The organism is Paenibacillus durus ATCC 35681 (assembly GCF_000993825.1).
Lineage (GTDB): Bacteria > Bacillota > Bacilli > Paenibacillales > Paenibacillaceae > Paenibacillus_AQ > Paenibacillus_AQ durus_B.
In genome coordinates this window covers 3,672,396-3,691,247 of sequence record NZ_CP011114.1, presented here as the reverse complement: position 1 = coordinate 3,691,247, position 18,852 = coordinate 3,672,396, and the positions used below count along the sequence as shown (strand labels likewise).

At 55.1% G+C, this 18,852-nt stretch carries 20 protein-coding genes and 1 pseudogene; 15 read left to right on the top strand and 6 right to left on the bottom strand.

The features are described 5' to 3' along the window. The first annotated feature begins 32 nt into the window (after window positions 1–32). From sdhB to VK70_RS17035, 4 genes and pseudogenes are all read left to right on the top strand, one after another. Complete coding sequence (sdhB, locus tag VK70_RS17050; protein WP_025694234.1) at window positions 33–797, top strand: succinate dehydrogenase iron-sulfur subunit; 765 nt, start codon at window positions 33–35, stop codon at window positions 795–797. A 465-nt stretch (window positions 798–1,262) separates the two neighbouring features. Continuing rightward, window positions 1,263–2,126: an MBL fold metallo-hydrolase gene (locus tag VK70_RS17045; RefSeq protein WP_025695902.1), complete on the top strand. Its 864-nt coding sequence runs from the start codon at window positions 1,263–1,265 to the stop codon at window positions 2,124–2,126. Then, window positions 2,059–2,970, top strand: a pseudogene (locus VK70_RS26585) (DUF3891 family protein). The gene VK70_RS17045 and the pseudogene VK70_RS26585 overlap by 68 nt, the downstream one beginning before the upstream one ends. Window positions 2,971–3,068: 98 nt before the next feature. Further along, window positions 3,069–3,998: a metallophosphoesterase gene (locus VK70_RS17035; RefSeq protein WP_046723568.1), complete on the top strand. Its 930-nt coding sequence runs from the start codon at window positions 3,069–3,071 to the stop codon at window positions 3,996–3,998. A 150-nt stretch (window positions 3,999–4,148) separates the two neighbouring features. On the opposite strand, the gene VK70_RS27970 is transcribed toward VK70_RS17035, so the two are convergent. The 3 genes from VK70_RS27970 to VK70_RS17025 are packed head-to-tail and all read right to left on the bottom strand — an operon-like array spanning window position 4,149 to window position 5,035. Next, complete coding sequence (locus VK70_RS27970) at window positions 4,149–4,319, bottom strand: hypothetical protein (protein ID WP_158454074.1); 171 nt, start codon at window positions 4,317–4,319, stop codon at window positions 4,149–4,151. Beyond that, window positions 4,316–4,687, bottom strand: a complete 372-nt coding sequence (locus tag VK70_RS17030; RefSeq protein WP_046723566.1) for an MFS transporter — start codon at window positions 4,685–4,687, stop codon at window positions 4,316–4,318. Before VK70_RS17030 ends, VK70_RS27970 begins: the two co-directional genes overlap by 4 nt. 60 nt (window positions 4,688–4,747) lie before the next feature. Then, window positions 4,748–5,035 carry a DJ-1/PfpI family protein gene (locus VK70_RS17025; RefSeq protein WP_025694440.1) on the bottom strand — a complete coding sequence of 96 codons (288 nt, stop codon included), beginning with the start codon at window positions 5,033–5,035 and terminating at the stop codon, window positions 4,748–4,750. Between the two features lie 224 nt (window positions 5,036–5,259). On the opposite strand from VK70_RS17025, the gene VK70_RS17020 reads away from it, so the two are divergent. Together VK70_RS17020 and VK70_RS27325 are read left to right on the top strand one after the other, a co-directional pair. After that, a complete protein-coding gene (locus VK70_RS17020; protein WP_025694441.1) occupies window positions 5,260–5,487 on the top strand; it encodes a helix-hairpin-helix domain-containing protein in 228 nt (75 codons plus the stop codon). A gap of 100 nt (window positions 5,488–5,587) precedes the next feature. Next, a protein-coding gene (locus VK70_RS27325; RefSeq protein ID WP_144415257.1) for an IS3 family transposase occupies window positions 5,588–7,143 on the top strand; the annotation gives its coding sequence in 2 pieces (ribosomal slippage) (window positions 5,588–6,218 and window positions 6,218–7,143; 1,557 coding nt in all). Window positions 7,144–7,275: 132 nt separating this feature from the next. Here VK70_RS27325 and VK70_RS17005 read toward each other — a convergent pair. Then, window positions 7,276–8,085 (bottom strand): histidinol-phosphatase, encoded by an 810-nt coding sequence (locus VK70_RS17005; RefSeq protein ID WP_025699609.1) that lies wholly within the window; start codon window positions 8,083–8,085, stop codon window positions 7,276–7,278. A 44-nt stretch (window positions 8,086–8,129) separates the two neighbouring features. Further along, a complete protein-coding gene (locus VK70_RS17000; protein ID WP_025699607.1) occupies window positions 8,130–9,035 on the bottom strand; it encodes a LysR family transcriptional regulator in 906 nt (301 codons plus the stop codon). A 255-nt stretch (window positions 9,036–9,290) separates the two neighbouring features. On the opposite strand from VK70_RS17000, the gene VK70_RS16995 reads away from it, so the two are divergent. From VK70_RS16995 to VK70_RS16975, 5 genes are all read left to right on the top strand, one after another. Continuing rightward, window positions 9,291–9,749: a chemotaxis protein CheX gene (locus VK70_RS16995; RefSeq protein WP_025699605.1), complete on the top strand. Its 459-nt coding sequence runs from the start codon at window positions 9,291–9,293 to the stop codon at window positions 9,747–9,749. 51 nt (window positions 9,750–9,800) lie between these two features. Then, window positions 9,801–10,577, top strand: coding sequence for an SDR family NAD(P)-dependent oxidoreductase (locus tag VK70_RS16990; RefSeq protein WP_025699602.1), 777 nt, complete (start codon window positions 9,801–9,803; stop codon window positions 10,575–10,577). A 94-nt stretch (window positions 10,578–10,671) separates the two neighbouring features. Beyond that, window positions 10,672–12,153: a DEAD/DEAH box helicase gene (locus VK70_RS16985; protein WP_046724344.1), complete on the top strand. Its 1,482-nt coding sequence runs from the start codon at window positions 10,672–10,674 to the stop codon at window positions 12,151–12,153. Beyond that, complete coding sequence (locus VK70_RS16980; protein ID WP_046723564.1) at window positions 12,150–12,896, top strand: ABC transporter ATP-binding protein; 747 nt, start codon at window positions 12,150–12,152, stop codon at window positions 12,894–12,896. The genes VK70_RS16985 and VK70_RS16980 overlap by 4 nt, the downstream gene beginning before the upstream one ends. 1 nt (window position 12,897) lies before the next feature. Then, window positions 12,898–14,118, top strand: a complete 1,221-nt coding sequence (locus VK70_RS16975; protein WP_046723563.1) for an ABC transporter permease — start codon at window positions 12,898–12,900, stop codon at window positions 14,116–14,118. Between the two features lie 193 nt (window positions 14,119–14,311). On the opposite strand, the gene VK70_RS26580 is transcribed toward VK70_RS16975, so the two are convergent. After that, entirely contained in the window at window positions 14,312–15,001 is a 690-nt protein-coding gene (locus VK70_RS26580) for a GntR family transcriptional regulator (RefSeq protein WP_025695039.1), read from the bottom strand. A 352-nt stretch (window positions 15,002–15,353) separates the two neighbouring features. On the opposite strand from VK70_RS26580, the gene VK70_RS16965 reads away from it, so the two are divergent. The 4 genes from VK70_RS16965 (at window position 15,354) to VK70_RS16950 (ending at window position 18,851) form a co-directional block, all read left to right on the top strand. Beyond that, window positions 15,354–15,824 (top strand): tripartite tricarboxylate transporter TctB family protein, encoded by a 471-nt coding sequence (locus tag VK70_RS16965; protein WP_025695040.1) that lies wholly within the window; start codon window positions 15,354–15,356, stop codon window positions 15,822–15,824. A 4-nt stretch (window positions 15,825–15,828) separates the two neighbouring features. Further along, on the top strand, window positions 15,829–17,358 hold the full coding sequence (locus tag VK70_RS16960) for a tripartite tricarboxylate transporter permease (RefSeq protein ID WP_046723561.1): 1,530 nt from the start codon (window positions 15,829–15,831) through the stop codon (window positions 17,356–17,358). Between the two features lie 34 nt (window positions 17,359–17,392). Next, window positions 17,393–18,478 carry a tripartite tricarboxylate transporter substrate binding protein gene (locus tag VK70_RS16955; protein WP_233277699.1) on the top strand — a complete coding sequence of 362 codons (1,086 nt, stop codon included), beginning with the start codon at window positions 17,393–17,395 and terminating at the stop codon, window positions 18,476–18,478. A gap of 94 nt (window positions 18,479–18,572) precedes the next feature. Then, window positions 18,573–18,851: a UxaA family hydrolase gene (locus tag VK70_RS16950; protein ID WP_025697069.1), complete on the top strand. Its 279-nt coding sequence runs from the start codon at window positions 18,573–18,575 to the stop codon at window positions 18,849–18,851. Window position 18,852: the final 1 nt, after the last annotated feature.

Genomic DNA, 18,852 nt, shown 5'->3' with positions numbered 1-18,852 from the left:
TACGCTACCAAAACTTTTAGGAGGGCAAGCATATGGCGGAAACAGCGGCAGCTCCCAAAAACGTGAAATTTATCATCACCCGTCAGGACGATCCGCAGAGCGCGCCTTATACGGAGGAATTCGATCTCTCGTACCGTCCGGGGATGAACGTCATCAGCGCCCTGATGGAGATTCAGCGGAATCCGGTCAACGCCAAGGGCGAGGCCACGGTCCCGGTCTGCTGGGAATCGAACTGCCTGGAGGAGGTATGCGGCGCCTGCTCCATGGTCATCAACGGCAAACCGCGCCAGGCCTGCGCCGCCCTGATCGACAATCTGGAGCAGCCGATCCGGGTCGAGCCGATGAGTACCTTCCCGGTTGTGCGTGACCTCGTTATCGACCGCACCCGAATGTTTAACGCGCTTAAAAAGGTAAAAGCCTGGATACCGATCGACGGAACGTACGATCTTGGGCCGGGCCCGCGCATGGCCGAGAAAAAACGGCAGTCGGCCTACGAGCTGTCCAAATGCATGACCTGCGGCGTCTGCCTGGAGGCCTGCCCGAACGTCAACGCGAAGACCGACTTTATCGGTCCGGCGGCCATTTCCCAGGTCCGCCTGTTCAACGCCCATCCGACGGGCGAGATGAACGCGGACGAACGGCTGGAGGCGCTGATGACGGATGGCGGCATCGAGGGCTGCGGCAACTCGCAGAACTGCGTCCGCGCCTGCCCGAAAGGCATCCCGCTGACGACCTCCATCGCCGAAATCAACAAGCAGACGACGAAGCATATGTTCAAACGTTGGCTGGGCGTGTAACATTCATATTCAGCGGCTGAGCATACGAAGCGGGCCGCCGCCGGGCAATGATCCGGCGGCGGCCTATTCTTTTACCTTGAATAAAAGACCGATTTGGTACAACATGGAGATGTTATGCGCTTAATGCCTGGAATTTGGATGATGCCAGCACTCGATTATTTGTTCAGGCACTGGTATAAACGGAAAAACCTCCATCTTAATTTCGCAAAAAACAAGACTTGAGGCGTTAAACGGGAAATCCTCCGCCTTATTGTCCGTTTTTCTTTATCTTCTACCAAATTGCCGGATTAAGATGGAGATTTTCCTGTCTAGACCCTAATCAAGCCCTCTTTTTGAAAAATAAGCGGGAGAATTTCCATCCCATCCATCCGAAGCCTGATTAGTGCGGCTAAGTTGGAGTGATCACTGTACGCCAATTCTATTTTTGTCAAAGGATACACTTGACGCGAAAAAGGGGAGCTGAACATGACCCACCATTATCAACAATTAAGCCCTCATGTCATAATCATGCATGCCGAGCATGAAACGGACCGTCCCATACTCGCGGCCATCGCCGGAGAGCGGCGGACCCTGCTCATGGATGCCGGCAATTCGCCGATGCATGCAGAATTGTTCCGCAAGGAGCTGGAACGGCGCGGTGTCCGTATGCCGGAGATTCTGGCGCTGACACACTGGCACTGGGACCATACCTTTGGCATGCAGGCCTGGGGCCTCCCGGTAGTGGCCCATGCGGAGACAGGCCGGGGGCTGTCTTCGCTATCGGGGCTGGACTGGTCGGACGCCTGCCTCCTGGAGTTGATTCGCCAAGGGACCATCAACGAAGGCAGCGCGGCTGATATCCGCAAGGAGTTCGGCGAAAATCGCGACATCCGAATAATCGAACCGGATATTCTGTTCCAGGACCGGATCGCCATTGATCTCGGCGGCGTTGTTTGCGAATTGGTACACGTGGGAGGGGATCATTCCTCCGACAGCTGCTTTTTGCATGTCAGGGAGGATCGTGTACTGTTCCTGGGCGATGCGCTGGGACCCTCCGTTTACGGCGGTCCGCGAAAGTATACCAGCGCTGCCTTTTTGAAGCTGCTGTCCGTGGCATACGGGTATAACTCGCATTGGTATGTGGAATCGCATGGTATTCCGATGAGCGGAGAAGAATTCCGCAGCGATCTGGCGGGCTGGGAGAAATTAGCCCGGATCGTGAAGGTGTTCGGCGATGACCGGGAACGGGTGGTCCGCGAAATGAAGGTCTTTTTGCAGTGTGATGAACTGTCCGAAGATCTGCTTCAGGGATTGGATTATTTCATGGCAGGCCAGGCAAATATGGTATAATCTCCATAACTATGCATGGAAATGGAATCTATTGGGAGGTATTTCGGTGATTTGTCGGGAGCAGGCTGGGAAGTTTGTCATGATCAAGCAGCATGACCACGGGCTGCTGGCCGGGAAATTTGCGGCGCGGTTCCATATGGAGCAGGTTCCCCGGAAGCGGAGGCTGGATGAAGTGCTGTATGCGATAGGCAATCATGACCGGGGATGGATTGATCTGGACGAGGCTCCTTTCTGGAATGATACGGCCAAGGCGCCGTACAGCTTTATCGATTTCCCCGTCGTGCCGAAGCTGACTTTCTACCGGTGGGGTCTGGACTAAATCGAGGCGGTGACCCCTTATGGAGCGCTGCTATGCAGCCTGCATTTTGAACGACTGATTGAAATATCCAGCGAGAGCAGCCCCGAACTGACGGTTTACCTTCAGGAGGAGGAGAAGCGCCGCTCCCGGATTCACCGGGAACTGGAAGCGTCCGGGGCGGCTGCCTTTGAGGCCGAGCTGTATTACGACAGCAGACTGCTGCCGTTCTGCGACGATCTCTCGCTCTATATTGGATTGAATGAACCGGGAACGCCCAAGTCCCAGGAACATCCGTGGTGGAAGAACGGCTTCTCCGGCACCGGGAAATTCGATTTTACCGGCGGACGGGTTATAACGGCAGAGTGGCGGGGAACGACGCTGCTGCTTGATCCTTACCCATTCACCGAATCATTTGAAGTGACGCTGTCAGTGCGGCGGGTGTCCCGTAGCGGGGCGGTCTCCCAGGGGCTTGCGGCAGCTTACAGCAGCACGCCTGAAACGGTGATAAGCATTACCCTAGACAAAGGGGAGCTCAAGCGACCTTAAGATTTTAGGGTCTGACGTATGTAGGGCAGGATTAGGCGAAATCGGCCTTTAGGGAATTTGGGTGACGGAAGAATCGGGTGCGAAAGGAGGGACGGCCAATGAACGAACCGGCGCAAAATAAATCTACAGTATCCCCCACAGGCGACAATTTGGCCGATTCGCCCTCCACTGGCACTGGCGGCAAAAAAATAACCCGCCGCCAGTTTCTGGCCCGCAGCGCGGCGGCGTTAATCGGTGCGGGGCTGCTGGCCGGCGGTTACAGCTGGAAGGGTGAGCCGAGCTGGTTGGAGATTAGCCGCCTAACGCTGGAATGGAAGGAGCTTCCCGCTTCTTTTTCAGGACTGAAGCTTGTCCATTTCAGCGATGTGCATCTAGGCTTTAACAAGGATGCTGGGGATGTAAAACGGCTGATACGCCATATCCGGGAGGCGGAGCCGGACCTTATCTGCTTCAGCGGCGATATTGTGGACAGCCACCCGGAGGATTTGGAAGAGTCCGTTCCTCTGTTTGCCGGTCTGACTGCTCCGCTGGGTAAATTTGCGGTGCTTGGCAATCATGATTACAAGCATGCCGAGATACTGGTCGGTCTGCTGGAAGCTGCGGGGTTCACAGTGCTGCGCAATAGGCATGCCCTTATCCGAAAAGGGAATGAATCCATTGCTGTCGCGGGGATGGAGGATTATCTAATCAACAGTCCAGGCCCTAACCCGAAGGCGGCGATGGGCGGCATTCCGCCAGGCACATTCACGGTGCTGCTCATGCATGAGCCGGATTATGCGGATTTTGTGCAGGAGTATTCCATTCAGCTCCAGCTGTCCGGGCACAGCCATGGGGGACAGATTCGCATTCCGTTGATGGGCGCTCCCTTTGTGCCGGACGGGTCGGTCAAGTATGTCAGCGGCTTATACACGGTCGGGGATCAGAGGCTGCTGTATGTCAACCGGGGCTTTGGCGAGACTTACATGCCATTCCGGTTCATGTGCCGTCCGGAGCTGACGGTATTTACGCTGCGCCGGATGGAAGGATAGCAACCATACCCGGTCATATCTTGTTACACAAATGAAATAATACCGTTATCAAACTCTAACAGTGATGGGGTAAACTGTATACATGACCCCCTTTTGAGAATATAGATTCTTGGGACCCGAGAAATCGGGTCCATTTTTTTGTGTTGAGGCTTAGCCGCTTCTTCGCTGCTTATTCAGACTTACTTGAGGCTGCTTCCGCTGCAAAGCGTTGCCGGCGCTTGGGTCCAGCCGTACCGCCCCCAGCGCCGCAAATGAAGCGATGATGCCCAGGATGAAGAAGGAGACGGTGTAAGGACCCGAGGCGCTGGATGAGCCGGTCACAACATGCGCGATCGGCTCCCCGGCGCGCAGCGCCACCGTTGCCAAGGCAATGCCGAAGGCAGCGGCAAGGTTCTGCGTGGTCGCCGCCAGCGCATTGCGCAGGCAACCGAAGCCAGCGTAAAGACCGCGATGGCCGACAGAAATACGGGCCGGGTCCCGAACCTCTCAGCCAGCCAGCCGCTGATCGGGATGAACACGGCCAACGTGACCATATAAGCGGTGACAATCAGCCCCATTTGGGCCGAAGAGACATGAAGTGCCCGGCTCATCGCGGGAACTGCCGTTGTAACGATGGTGCTGTCCAGATTCTCCATAAAATAACAACCGGCGACAAGCAAAGCGGTATTGCGGATTTTAGGAGTAATCACAAGGCGATCCCCCTTCGGCCAAAAGAACCACGGTCAATCCATTTCGAATTCATACCAGCGTTACCGGCCCAGAAGGTTCAGAGATTCCCGGTTAAAGGCGGGCAGATCATCCGGCGTGCGGCTTGTTACAATATTCCGGCTGACGACCACTTCTTCATCTTTATAGTTCGCGCCGGCATTTTTCAAATCATTACGGATCGAACGATAGCCGGTAATGTCAATGCCTTTTCCCGCTTTCCATTCGATAGGAGCAACCTCGTGACCGGCCGCCTCAAACGATTCTGCCGGACTTGTAAGCTCCACATCCTCGAACAAATCCGTTACGGTAACCGCAATTTTTTTACCCATAACGCTTCCTCCCTATTCTTTTGTATAAAAATAAAAATTGGTATTACCAATATTGGGGTTACCAATTTTATTTCGATTTTTCCGTCTTGTCAATGCGCCTCAGCCGAGCAAGTCCTTATTCAGGTAACTTGAGCGGGGAATGATTCTGCAATAGAGCGTACCGATCCGATAATCATCCGCAGTGGAAAAGGTATAATAAATGTAACAGGGAAAGGAGGGGGCAGATGGAGGAACAAGATATGGCTGGTACTCAAAGCGGTCTTCCCGAAAAACTGAGCAAACCGGCTAGACGCGCGCTTCAGGGAGCCGGATATTTGACTTTGGAGCAGCTTGCGGAAGCGGGTGAGGCGGAACTGCTGAAACTGCATGGGATGGGGCCGAAAGCGCTGGATCAATTGCGGCGGGCAATGGCGGATCAAGGTTTGAATTTTGCGGATGAGAAGCAGGAGTAAAAAAAATTAGCGGCAGCCGGGACCTGTTAAAGTGATATGCTCCCCATACGGTAGACAGGTGAAATAATAAAAAGCTTGCTACTGTGAGGGGAGCTTTTTCATGTTTAGAGGAAAATATAATGCTTTGGAGAAACTCGCCATTCTCGAAGAAGTATCGAATGGGGAAATTGGTTTTCTGGCAGCTGCGAAGAAATATGGGATTAACAAGACGACTTTAATGAAATGGCAGCGTCGGTACAAAACGTTTGGATATGAAGGGCTAGAGCCCCGTACGCATCTCCAAAGCTACAGTGCTGAGCTTAAGCTCCGGGCGGTGAAGGATTACCTTGAGGGGGGATTGTCTCAGTACCAGATCATCGATAAATACAAGATTGCCAGTACGAGACAGCTTTTCAATTGGATTAACAAGTATAATGGTCATAGCAGCTTAAAAGCCTATAAAGGGGAAGCAAAAGCTATGACAAAAGGTCGCTCTACGACTTGGCAAGAACGGATCGAGATTGTCCAGTATTGCCTGACCAATCAACATGACTACCAAAAGACAGCGGGACAGTTTCAGGTCTCCTACCAGCAAGTATACCAATGGGTGAAGAAGTTCGAAGATGGTGGTCAGGATGCGTTAAAGGATGGCCGAGGGAGAAAGAAAGCTTCGGAAGAGTTAACGGAGGCCGATCAACAGAAACTCAAGATGAAGAAGATGGAGTATGAAATTGAGCGACTTCGGGCGGAAAATGCATTCTTAAAAAAGTTAGAGGAACTCGAAAGAAGGCGACGCTAAATCAAACACGACAGGAAACGATTTACCTTGCCATCCAAGCACTTCAAAAGGATGCAGCAGTTAGCGTTCAACTTCTATGCGAAATTGCAGGAATTGCGCGCTCAAGCTATTACAAGTGGCTAAATCGCAAACCCAGTTCTCGTGAGCAGGAGAATGAGCAGTTGACCCAGGTGATGATGACCATCTATGAGAAAGTGGAGCGCACCTTTGGATACCGTCAATTAACCCTGCATATGCGAAAACAAACCGGAAAAACCATTAACCATAAGCGTGTAGAGCGGTTAATGAAGGTAATGGGAATCCAGTCTGTTATCCGGAGAAAGAAAAAGAAGTATACGAACGCCACGCCGCAGCAGGTGGCGGAGAACCTACTAAACCGTAAATTCCATGCTGATGCTCCGAATGAAAAGTGGCTCACCGATGTAACGGAATTCAAGTACGGCAATGGTCAGAAAGCGTATTTGAGCGCTATTCTCGATCTTCATGATAAATCCATCGTCTCCTATGTATTAGGGCGTTCCAATAACAATCCACTTGTATTCCAGACGTTGAACCTGGCCTTGCAAGCAGCTCCAGAAAGCAGCCCTATGCTTCATAGCGATCGAGGCTACCAATACACCTCCTTGGGCTTTAAGAAGCTCTTGAATGACAACAAAATGATTCAGAGTATGTCCCGTGTTGGGCGGTGCATCGATAACGGTCCAATGGAATCTTTCTGGGGGACCTTGAAATGTGAGAAGTATTATTTGCACAAGTACCATACTTTTGAGGAGCTTAAGAGGGACATTGAGGCCTACATCCACTTTTACAATAACGAACGGTTACAAGCAAAACTAAACGGCCTCAGTCCGATGGAATTTAGGACCAAGGCCGCTTAATTGATTTTTATTATTTGTACTGTCTACTTGACGGGGTGCAGTTCAAAGTCTCCCGAACTGCCGCTGTTGTCTTTTTCCAACCGGTCTTATTTATATGCTAACGTTCTCCGGCTCGCAAGGATTATCCGGTTCTTATAGAGGCACCTCTATTTTCTGCTTCTGCTTGTAGTAAACCCAGGAGGTAAAGCCGATCTCCTTCAGCCGGGCCGCGACCGCTTCATGCTCGTCGCCCACCCGTGAAGGCTTGTGCGCATCCGAACCGAACGTTACCTGCACACCGTAGCGCAGCGCCCGTTCCAGGATGTCGTCCGACGGGTACCAGCCGCCGCTCAGCTTTGTTTTGCCGGAGGTGTTGATCTCAATCGCTACACCGCAGTCCGCAATGACCTTCAGGCAGTCGTCAACCGGACCTGGGGCGGGAATATTCGAGAAATCAGGATAGTTGCCCTTCATGGCGTCAATATGGCCGAGAATCTGGAACATGCCGCTGCGCGCCGACTCGGAGATGAGCCGGTAATACTCCGTTTTGACAGCAACCTTTTCTTTCGTTTCGAGACCTCTCCACCGCCCTTTGTTAAAAATACTCACGCCCCCCGTGCTGTGCACGGAACCGATCACGTAGTCGAAAGGGTAGGCGTCCAGCATCTTCCGGTACGCTTCCACATGCTCTGGAAAAAAGTCGGATTCGATGCCGAGCAGAATGCCGATCACGCCCTCATATTCTTTTTTCAAGGCGAGCACTTCTTCCACATAAGCGGCGAATTCCGATTTGGCCATGGCAATATGCGGAAAGGCTTGATCGCTCGGATCTCCGAAATAGGGGGTATGATCCGAAATGCCTATGACTCCAAGCCCGGCCTTAATGCCGGCCTCAACGTAGTTCCGGATGTTTCCGTCAGCGTGGCCGCAGCGGAAATGATGAGTATGCAGGTCAAATTTCATTGAAAGAACATCTCCTTAGGCCAGATTATCTAGATGATGCCGTCTTATTCCGATCCGATGAACTGCGTCTCCGGCATTCCCTTAAGATCGCTGAGGAACTGCCGCATGGCGGAGTTGACATATTTGCCTGATTTGGTGATGACGCCTACCGGGTGAGTCACTTCAAGCTCCATAATCGGAATGATCTTAAGAGTCCCGGCCTTTACTTCTTCCGCCACCGACTGCTTCGAAATAATGCCTGCGCCCAGATCCAGCTCCACCATCCGCTTCACTTCCTCGCTGCTGGTCAGCTCCATGATGACATGAGTCTGGATGCCATGCTTGGCAAACACCTCTTCGGCAAACATCCGTCCGACCGTATCGGGCGATAGCAGGATGAGCGGAGTTTCGCCCAGCACCTCGACGCGGGCTCTGCCCGGCTCTGCGGCCAGCGGATGCCTTGGAGACACGACCAGCTCAAAGGTGTCGTAATAGAGAGTGGAGGTGGTCATGGCGGGGCTGTCTCCGATCAGGTAGCCGATGCCGACATCGACAAGGCCGTTATCAACATGCTGGTATATCTGGGTAGAGGACATGGATTGGATGGACGTTTTGATATGAGGAAATTGATCCTGGAAATAAGAAAGAATGCGCGGCAGAATCTGAATCGCGATGGAGGTCGTCGTTCCCAGAATGATATGGCCCTGGGGCGTCTCGTCCAGATCGGCCAGCCTCTGCTTCAAATCGTCGACGATATTTACGATCTGCTCCGCATGCGTTAGGAATACTTGCCCCTTGTCCGTCAGCGTAACGGGCTGGTTCCGGTCCACCAGCTGGGTCTTGAACTCTTCCTCAAGGCTCTTGATTTGCGCGGAAACTGCCGGCTGGGTCAGATTGAGCAGTTCTCCCGCCTTGCGGAAGCTCAACGTTTTGGAGATCATGATAAGCGTCTCCAGTTGGCTGATGTTCATGGAATACCTCCCTTGGCCAACTCTTTGTTGACTTATCGTTTATGTACATAGTTTACGCCGAATGTTGGCATTTGATTAAATTATAGGAGATTCTACCCGGCAGGGCAATGATACCGCACACCCCTTTCTTTATTTTACTTGGGCCAATCCTTAATTTTTGGTGAATTGTACCGATATATAAGATATAATATACCCAGATCGTTGTAGGTCTTTTGGGTTATGACTTAAGTCCGGTAAAGGGAGGCACAGCGCTTAATGAAAGCCGAAGTGATTAATCCGTTTTTAAAATCTGCGTGCGTCGTAATTGAACAAGTGATTCAAGTGTCGCCGTCAGCCGGTAATTTGGGTGTAAAAGAGATTGATCTTATTGATAATCATATATGGATCAAAATAGGAATGACGGGGCAGATAAGCGGCGATATTGTCTTCGGCATCGCCGAGAATGTGGCTCTGCGCATGGTATCGGCCATGATGGGCGGCTATCCCATTTCCGAGATGGACGAGATGGGGCAAAGCGCCATTTCGGAGCTTGGCAACATGATCAGCGGCAACGCAAGCACCATTCTGTCCAATCAGGGCGTTACGGTGGATATCACGCCTCCCCAAGTTATGAAATCGGAGAATCTGGTGACATTCCTGCCCCGTAAGGCGCTCAGCATTCCGCTCGTTATGGACGGAATCGGCGAACTGGATATTCAGGTGATGATCTCTTAGAATAATGAAGAGATTGCAGTCACTTGAGTAAGAAGGAGCTGATTGTCCAGGGTGGAGCTTAAGGGTAAAGTCGCAGTCATCACAGGCGCTTCCAGCGGCATAGGTGCGCTTACGGCGCAGCTGCTCGGAGAGCGCGGAGCCATTCCGGTGCTGCTTGCCAGGTCGGAGGATAAGCTGAAGACCGCAGCGGCGGGGATAACGGGCGAATATGGACTTTACCGCTGTGATGTGAGTAGGTCCGAAGATGTGGAAGAGACATTCGTCAAGATTTTTGCGGCTTACGGAAGAGTCGATATTCTGCTCAACAATGCGGGCTACGGCAAGTTCGAAGGTCTAACGGAGATGGCGGTCGAAGAGTTCGATCAAATGATGAACGTCAATTATTTGGGCATCGTCAGGTGCACCAAGGCGGTAGTTCCGCATATGCTTAAGCGGGGAAGCGGCCAGATTGTCAATGTGGCATCGATGGCCGGAAAGCTCGGAACCTCACGGGCAACAGCCTATTCCGCAACGAAGCATGCGGTCCTCGGCTTCACGAACGCGCTGCGCCAGGAGCTTCGCCATAGCGGGATCATCGTGTCGGCGGTTAATCCGGGGCCGATTGAGACGAATTTTTTTAATGTTGCGGACCCGTCCGGCAGCTACATCAAGAACGTGGGCGGCTTTATAATGAGCCCTCAGTATGTCGCCGAGCGGATGGTGAAGCTGATGGAGAAAGGCAAGGAAGAACTCGACCTGCCGCGCCTCGCGGCCGTAGGCATTCGTCTGTACGGGCTGTTTCCGCGGCTGGCGGACAAGCTGTCCTATAAGATGCTGAACCGGAAATAATATAAAGATGAACAGGAGGGCCTTCCATTTGGTGGACAGGTCTTTTTGGCATATAATGAATGAATACTATACAGTGAAAAGGATGAATTTCCCTATGAATAAAGCTTCTTTTGCGACTATCGGCATCCAGGAAGACCTTGAAGCCCGATTGTCGGAATTCGGCATCACCTCTCCTTCTCCGGTTCAGGCGGAGACCATTCCGCTGCTGCTGGAGGGCCGGGATGTGCTGGCCGCTTCCCAGACCGGAACGGGCAAGACGCTGGCCTACCTGCTGCCCCTTCTGCAGCGAATCGATCCGGAGCGGAGAACGGTTCAGAAGCTGGTGCTGGCTCCGACCCAGGAGCTGGCTATGCAAATTGTGCGCGAAGCGGAGCGCTACGGCGAGGGACGCGGCATCCGCGTGCTCGGACTGATCGGCGGAGCGGCGATAGGCCGCCAGATCGAGCGGCTGCGCGAGCATCCGCAGCTGGTCGTGGGCACGCCGGGGCGCGTGCGTGAGCTGATCGGGCTGCGCAAGCTGAAGATGCATGAGGTCGCGACGATCGTTCTTGACGAGGCAGACCAAATGTTCCAGCTCGGCGGCGCGGGCGAGCTGGAGAAGATTATCGCAAGCGCCCTGCGCAGCCGCCAGCTCGTCATGCTGTCGGCGACAATCGGACCGGAGACACGGGCGCTGGCCTCCAAGGTCATGGACGATCCGGCCGAGATCGGGATCGATCCAAATACTAAGACGGCGCGCGGACTGGAGCATCTCTACATCGCCGTAGAGGAACGGGACAAGGTGGATACGCTGCGCCGGGTGCTGCGCTATTATAACCCGCAGCGGGCGATCGTCTTCGTCAACATGGCTGAGACAATCGCCGAGGTCGAAGCCAAGCTGAATCACCTTGGACTGACGGCGGGCGCGCTCTATGGCGACGCCGACAAGGTGACGCGCAGCACGGTGCTCAGCCGCTTCCGCGAAGGCAAATTCCGCGTGCTGGTCGCAAGTGACGTGGCGGCGCGCGGGCTGGACATCGAGAATCTGCCGCTTGTGGTCAGCTTCGATCCCGCGTTCGACGCGGAGCACTATGTGCACCGGGCGGGGCGAACGGGCCGCATGGGTCGCAGCGGCCTGTCGCTGTCGATCGTCACGCCGCAGCAGACGTTCATCATGCGCAAGTTCGCGCGCGAGCTCGGCATAGCCATAAGCGAGCGCGCGCTGTACGGCGGCAAAATTCTGCCGCCGGAACAGCTGCGCGGCGGCGTAGGGCCGCGCCGCGAGAAGCCGCGCAGCGGCCAGCCGGCGGTGCGGACCGCCGGCATCCGGCCCCGCGCCGCAGCGGACGCGGGCGGCGCGGCCGGGCGCGAGCCAGCCGGCGGCGGCAGCGCCGGAGCGCGGCGCGAGGAGGCGCATGGCGGCAGCGCGCGCCAGGCGGCTCCGGGCGGCAAGCCGGGCGCCGGGCTACGCGGCGCCAAGGCGGGGGCTGCCGCTCCGGGCGGCAAAGCGCGGAGCGCGGAGCGTGAGCGGAACCGCAAGAACAAGGGAGCGCCTAAATGGCTGAAGGACAAGAAGAACAGAGGTGACGGCCAATGAGCCATACCCCCGTGCTGCAGATTACGGGCCTGACCGGCGGTTACAGCCTGAACAAGCCGGTGCTGCACGATATTTCCCTGCAGGTTCAGCCGGGAGAAATGGTTGGGCTGATCGGCCTGAACGGAGCCGGCAAGAGCACTACAATGAAGCATATTCTCGGCCTGATGACGCCGCATAAAGGCGGGATTGCCGTACAGGGCAGAACGCGTGATAAAGATTCGGAAGGATATCACAGCGCGCTTTCTTTTGTGCCGGAGTCACCGCTCTTGTACGAAGAAATGACGGTGCGCGAGCATGTGGAATTTACGGCCAGGGCCTACGGCGTGAACCGTGCCGATTACGAAGCCCGCAGCCGCCGCCTCTCGGAGCTGTTCCGCATGGAGGATAAAATGGACAGCCTTTCCGGCCATCTCTCCAAAGGGATGAAGCAAAAGGTCATGATTATGTGCGCTTTTGTCGCAAGTCCGGCGCTGTATGTGATCGATGAGCCTTTTCTCGGCCTCGATCCGCTCGGCATCCGGTCCCTGCTGGACTTTATGCTGGAAATTAAGAAATCGGGCTCCTCCATTCTGCTCAGCTCTCATATTCTCTCTACGATCGAGAACTATTGCGACCGCTTCATCGTGCTGCATCAGGGCAGGGTCATCGCCGAGGGCACTTTGGCGGAGATCGGAGCTGCCGCCGGCAAGCCGGGCCTGCCGCTGGAGCAGCTGTTCTACGAGCTGGTCCAGGGAGGGAAGTAGCATGAATCTCAGAGAGCTGCAAGGGGAGCGGCGCAGCCGGGCCGCCGCCAAGCTCCTTCCCTATGTGGGATATATTATCCAGAGCGGTGTGGCGTTTGTGCTGATGTTCATCCTTATCGCGTTTTCGGCCTGGTACACTTCGCTGCTGAAGGATGTTCCATCCGGCGTGCCGATTCGCTGGATCATGCTGGCCGTGCTGCTGCCGGCTGCGGTTCACAGCAGCTTCCGTACCTATCTGCAGCCGGCCGATGCGGTCTTCCTGCTGCCGCAGGAGCACCGGATGAAGGAGTATTTTTCAGCGGCATGGATCAGGGGAACGGTTTGGAAAGGTCTGCGGCTCCTTCTGGTGCTGATCCTGTTGTGGCCTTTGTACATACGCACGGCGGACTCCCCGAAGTCTCTGTTTGTCACAGCCGCGCTGCTGCTTGGCGTAAAGCTTCTCTCGGCTTACGGCTGCTGGCGGGAGATGAAGATGCTCTCCCCAGCCGCTTCCGCCGGGTACCGCCTGCTGCGCTGGGCGGCCCTCGGGCTAATCATCGCCGCTTGGCTGTGGCAGCCGTTCCATAAGGGGCTTGGCTTCTCCATGCTGCTGGCGGCGGCTTATCTCGCTGCGCTTGCCGTACCCGGCCGGCATGCCGTTCCCTGGGAGCGGCTGATCGCCCTGGAGAAGGTACAGAGCGGACGGGCCCAGATGCTGCTCGGCTGGTTCGTCGAGGTTCCCGGACGCCAGCAGCGCGTCTATTCCCGCCGCTGGCTCTCCCGCTGGGGAGCGGGGCTTCCCTGGCGGAGGGACAGCGCGTACCGCTATCTGCTGACCAAAAGCTTTGCCCGCGGTGATGTCTTCGGCATTGTGCTGCGGATCGGTCTCTTGGCGCTGCTGCTGGAATGGTGGAACCGGGGCAGTCTCGTCGGCGCCGGAATCTACTTGTTCTTCCTGTTCATTACGGGCGTCCAGCTCTCGGCCTTGTCGAAGCTGCACGGGGAATCGTTCTGGCTGACGGTTTACCCGCTGCCGGAGAACAGCCGAACCCGCAGCACCGTCTCCTTCGTATTTCGGGTGCATCTGGCGTTCGCACTGTCGCTGTGGCTTCCGCTGGCGGCGGGTGGAAGCGGCGAGCTGCCCAGAGCGCTCGGCGTACTGGCCGCCGGAGTGGCGCTGACCTTGATCATCCGTCTCCGTCTGGAGCGGAAAATGCGGCGGGCGGAAGACGACGATCTCTGAGGCGGGGCGAGGGCTTTTCGCAGGCGGCCGTGTAGAGTCCATGCGGAGGCGCGCCCGCGCGTCACGCGTCAAGGGGCGAATGAAGCAAAAGGAGGACCGGCGAATGGCTCGCCGTTCCTCCTTTTCTTTTTCATTTCAGCATGAAAGTTTGAACTTTTCCGTCCCGCAGTTTGTCCGCAAACGTTCTTTCCCTTTAGATCAGCCCGCCGTTCAGATTGATATTTTTGTACAGCCGTATTTTCGCGTCCTCCAGATGCTCGCTCACCACCTGCTTTAAATCATCGTGAGACCCCGCCTTAAGGGCATCGATAATCTGCCTGTGCTGCTTAAGGGAATGAAGAACCATTTCCTTCGTAATCAGGTACGATTTCATCGCTAGGTACCGGTAGTTCATCGTGTTGTGATAAATATTCTGTATATTCCGGTTCCCGCCCAGCTTCAGAAACTCCATATGAAAATGAAGATTGTAATCTCCTTCGTGGTAGTTTTCCAGCTTCGAGGTGTTGACGACATACACGGAGGTTTCATGGATTTTTTCCAGATTCGCGGCAACCTCCTGCGTAAGCGCGGCCGTTCCTGAAGCCAGCTTCTCCACAACCCACAGCTCAATCATCAGGCGAGTGTCCATAATCTCCAGCACGTTTTCGGAAGTAATGCCGACGACAAAAGTACCAACCTTCGGTACGGTCTTGACCAATCCGTCCATTTCCAACCGGCCCAGCGCGTCGCGGATCGGCGTCCGGCTTACGCCGAGCTGGGCGGATAATTCCGGTATGGCCAGCTTGTGCTCGGGCGGGAATTCTCTTTTGATGATCAGTTCTTTTAAAATACCATACGTTTTCTCCAGCAGATTGGCATTGTCGATTCGAATCAGATTTGCCATAGAATCATTCCTTGTCCGGTTAAATAATGCTCTTAAATCATATATACAACATTTATTTAAAACCTATCCGTAGGCTTTGTCAAAGATTATTTTCCAGCAATAAATACGAAAAAATAGTATTGACAGCGAAAATCAGGCAGTGATATGATACGTGCCATAGCCGGAATAAAACCTACTAAACCTATCGACTATATAATTTCTGCTCCAACTATTTTAAATCTCTTTTTTATTTGTATGTTATATACAACATATTTCAGCTAAGGCGTCGACCGTACGAACGGAGACCTGCTATTCGGCTTTTGAAGCCGGGCAGGTTTTTTGTGTTTGTGTTCATAGTCAGGAGGAATGAGAAATGAAAAGCGTGGCCGACCGCTCTGCCGGAGTGCTTGCCATTCTGGCGGGGTGTCTTTCTCTTCGCGAAGCTTACCGTTTGTATCCTTATCATGTCACTCTTCTAGGTGGAGACCATGTGTTTCCCGCCTTCATCGGAGGCGGACTGGCGTTGGCCGGCATCTGGCTGGCGCTGTTTCCCGGAGAGGCCGTACGGCAGGAAGGCGGGGAACGAGCGATCCCCCGCTTTCTTCCTAAGACGGGTCTCATTCCGCTGTTACTGCTTATTTACACTTTCCTTCTTCCTTGGGCGGGCTATCCGGCAGCAACCTCTCTTGCCGCAGCGCTTCTCTTTCGCCTGCTGGGAGCCGGAAAATGGTGGCGCTGCGCGGTCTACGCTCTGCTGCTGACCGCCGGGCTCTACCTGATCTTTATCGAATGGCTGCATACTCCGTTTCCCGCCGGAATGGTATGGCAGTTTTCAAGGAGGTGATGAAATGAGTAATTTATCCATGCTGCTGGACGGTTTTGGACATGCGTTTACCCCGATGAACCTGTTGATGGCGGCCATCGGCGTGCTTGTGGGAACCTTTGTCGGCGTGCTGCCGGGACTTGGCCCGACCTCGTCGATCGCCATTCTGCTGCCGGTAACGGCAGTCCTTGAACCGACGCAGGCGATTATCATGCTGGCGGGTATTTATTACGGGGCGATGTACGGAGGATCGACGACCGCCATACTGCTTAATATTCCAGGCGAAGCCTCGTCCGTCCCGACCTGTCTGGACGGGTATCCGCTGGCGCAGCAGGGCAGAGGCGGACCGGCGCTGGGCATTGCGGCAATCGCCTCCTTTATCGCTGGCGTGCTGGGTGTACTTGGCCTCGTCCTGTTCGCTCCCGTGCTGGCAAGCCAAGCGCTGCGTTTCGGCCCGCCGGAAATGTTCGCCGTTCTTCTCCTGACGCTGGTCATCATGATGGGAATGAATGGGGGACGCTTCGTTAAATCGGCGGTTATGGGCCTGGCCGGCATTGCCTTGTCGCTGATCGGGCTTGGCGCGAACTCCGGCGTGTACCGGTTCACCTTGGGCTGGGGACCGCTCGAAGGGGGCCTCGATATGGTGAGCATTTTGATCGGCCTCTTCTCCATCGCCGAAGTGATGCGGGGCATATCCGAGAAGAAGACCGCGATTTCGGCCGGTAATATCGGCAGCGTCTATCCGGGCCGTAAGGACCTGAAGCAAAGCGCTTCCTCCATAGCCGCTGGCGGGCTGATCGGTTTCTTCATGGGTCTGCTTCCCGGCTGTTCGGCGGCCGTGACTTCCTTCCTGTCATATGATTTCGCCAAAAGAATCTCGCCGCGGCGCCATCTGTTCGGGAAAGGAGCCATCGAAGGGGTGGCCGCGCCCGAAGCCGCCAACAACGCGACCAGCTCTGCCGGATTTATTCCGTTGTTCGCGCTGGGCATCCCTTCTTCGCCGCCGCTGGCCGTACTGCTTGCCGGACTCATGATCTACGGGCTGAAGCCGGGACCGATGCTGTTCGAGCAGAAAGGAAGCTTTGTGTGGACTGTCATTGCGAGCATGTTCATCGGAAATGTCATGCTGCTGGTGCTTAACCTGCCGCTGGTGGGGATTTGGGCCAAATTGACCCGGGTGCCGTTCTCGATTCTTGCGCCGGTGATTCTTCTGCTCAGCATGGTCGGCGCCTACACGGTGCGCAACAATCTGTTCGATGTTCAGGTGGCCGTTGTCTTCGGCATCGCCGGTTATTACCTGCAAAAGCATGATTGGCCGATCATGCCGCTCATTCTCTGCTTCATTCTCGGTCCTTTAATGGAGCAGTCGTTTTTGCAGTCCATGGCGATTTCCGGCGGAAATCTCGGTATCTTTTTTCAAAGAGGACTGTCGGCTGCCTTCATTATCGCCGCAGCGGCCATGCTGATCTTTTCCCTGTACATGGTCCGCCGCACCAAAAAAAGAATCCGCGAGGAACGCGGCGATTCGCTCAGCATCGTCAATACTGAAGCGTAAGTGCCGTTCCAACATAATTAGGAGTGTGAACCAAGTGACAACATTGAACAAAAAGCTTTCCCCGCTGCTACCGCTAGCTCTTGCGCTGCTGTTTCTGATCTCCGGCTGCGGGGCGAACTCCGCAAAGTCCGGAGCAGGCGCGTCCGCCGGGGCGGGCGGCGAAACGGCGGTTCCCGCCGCTGCACCGGCTGCGTCTGCATCCTCGGCCTACGCCGATTATCCGAACCGGCCCATCGAATATGTGGTGCCTTTCTCTGCCGGAGGCGGCGTTGATCTGGTGGCCCGAACGGTTGCGGAAGGGCTCAGTAAGGAATGGGGGCAGCCGATTGAAATTGTCAACAAGCCCGGAGCGGGCGGCGCTACCGGCGCGCAGTACGCGCTCAAACAGGCTTCTAATGACGGCTACACGGTGCTTGCGGATAATGTGGCGAGCACGACCATGCTCCAAGCTGGATCGGCCGCGGCGCCGGTTCTCTTGAGCGACCATGAATTCGCGGCTCGCGTCGTCACGGACGCTCCTGTCTTTGTGGTCGCCGCCGACGCGCCGTGGAAGGACTTCCGCGAATTTTCGGACTGGGCGAAGGCCAACCCCGAGAAGCTGACCTGGACAAGCGTCGGGCCTGCGGGCTTCTCTACATTTGCCGTAGCCGAATGGTTGAAAGCGATCGGGGCCGATTTCTCCAAGACCCGGATGGTGGCCACCAAAGGCGCTTCCGAGTCCCTGCCTCTTGTCGCCGGAGGCAATGCGGTCCTGGCCGTTCATACCGTCAATGAGACGTCCACCCTGGTCAAAGCGGGTAAGCTGAAGGTGCTGGCGGTATTGGCTCCTGAGCGCAGTCCATATTATCCCGATGTTCCCACAACGGCGGAGCAGGGAGTGAAGGATTTGTCCGTCTCCTGGTGGACGGGCATGAGCTTCCCGAAAGGAACGCCGCAGGAGATTGTCAAGAAGTGGGCGGATGGAGTCGCCAAGCTGGCACAGGACCCTGATTTCGTCGCAAAGCTCAAGAAGTTGCAGGTTGATCCGAATGTACTGACGGGGCAGGAGTTTACGGATTTCGTGAATAAGGAAGCGCAGTATTACACAGGTCTGGCCACCGAGACGGGAATCCGCAAGTAATTCTCAATACGAAATGGGCCATCATGGGACCTGATTCGCAAGTAACAACGGGAATACGTAAGCAAATCGCAAATTTAGATTCGGAGGGAAGAATATGCATCATTTTTTGATTCATAAGCAGGGAGATCAGGTTGGCGTCGCAACGACGGACATTACCGCCGGGCAGCAGGTCGTCGGGGTCTTTATGGATGACGATTCGGAAATAACGGTGACAAGCCTTCAGGATGTTCCGCTGGGGCACAAAATATCCATCGGCGTTCTTGAAAAGGGCGGCAAAGTCATTGAATACGGCATTCCCATCGGCATTGCGCCGGAGGGGCTGACCGAAGGGGAATACGTTCATACGCACAATATTAAATCGGCGAGGTGGTAAC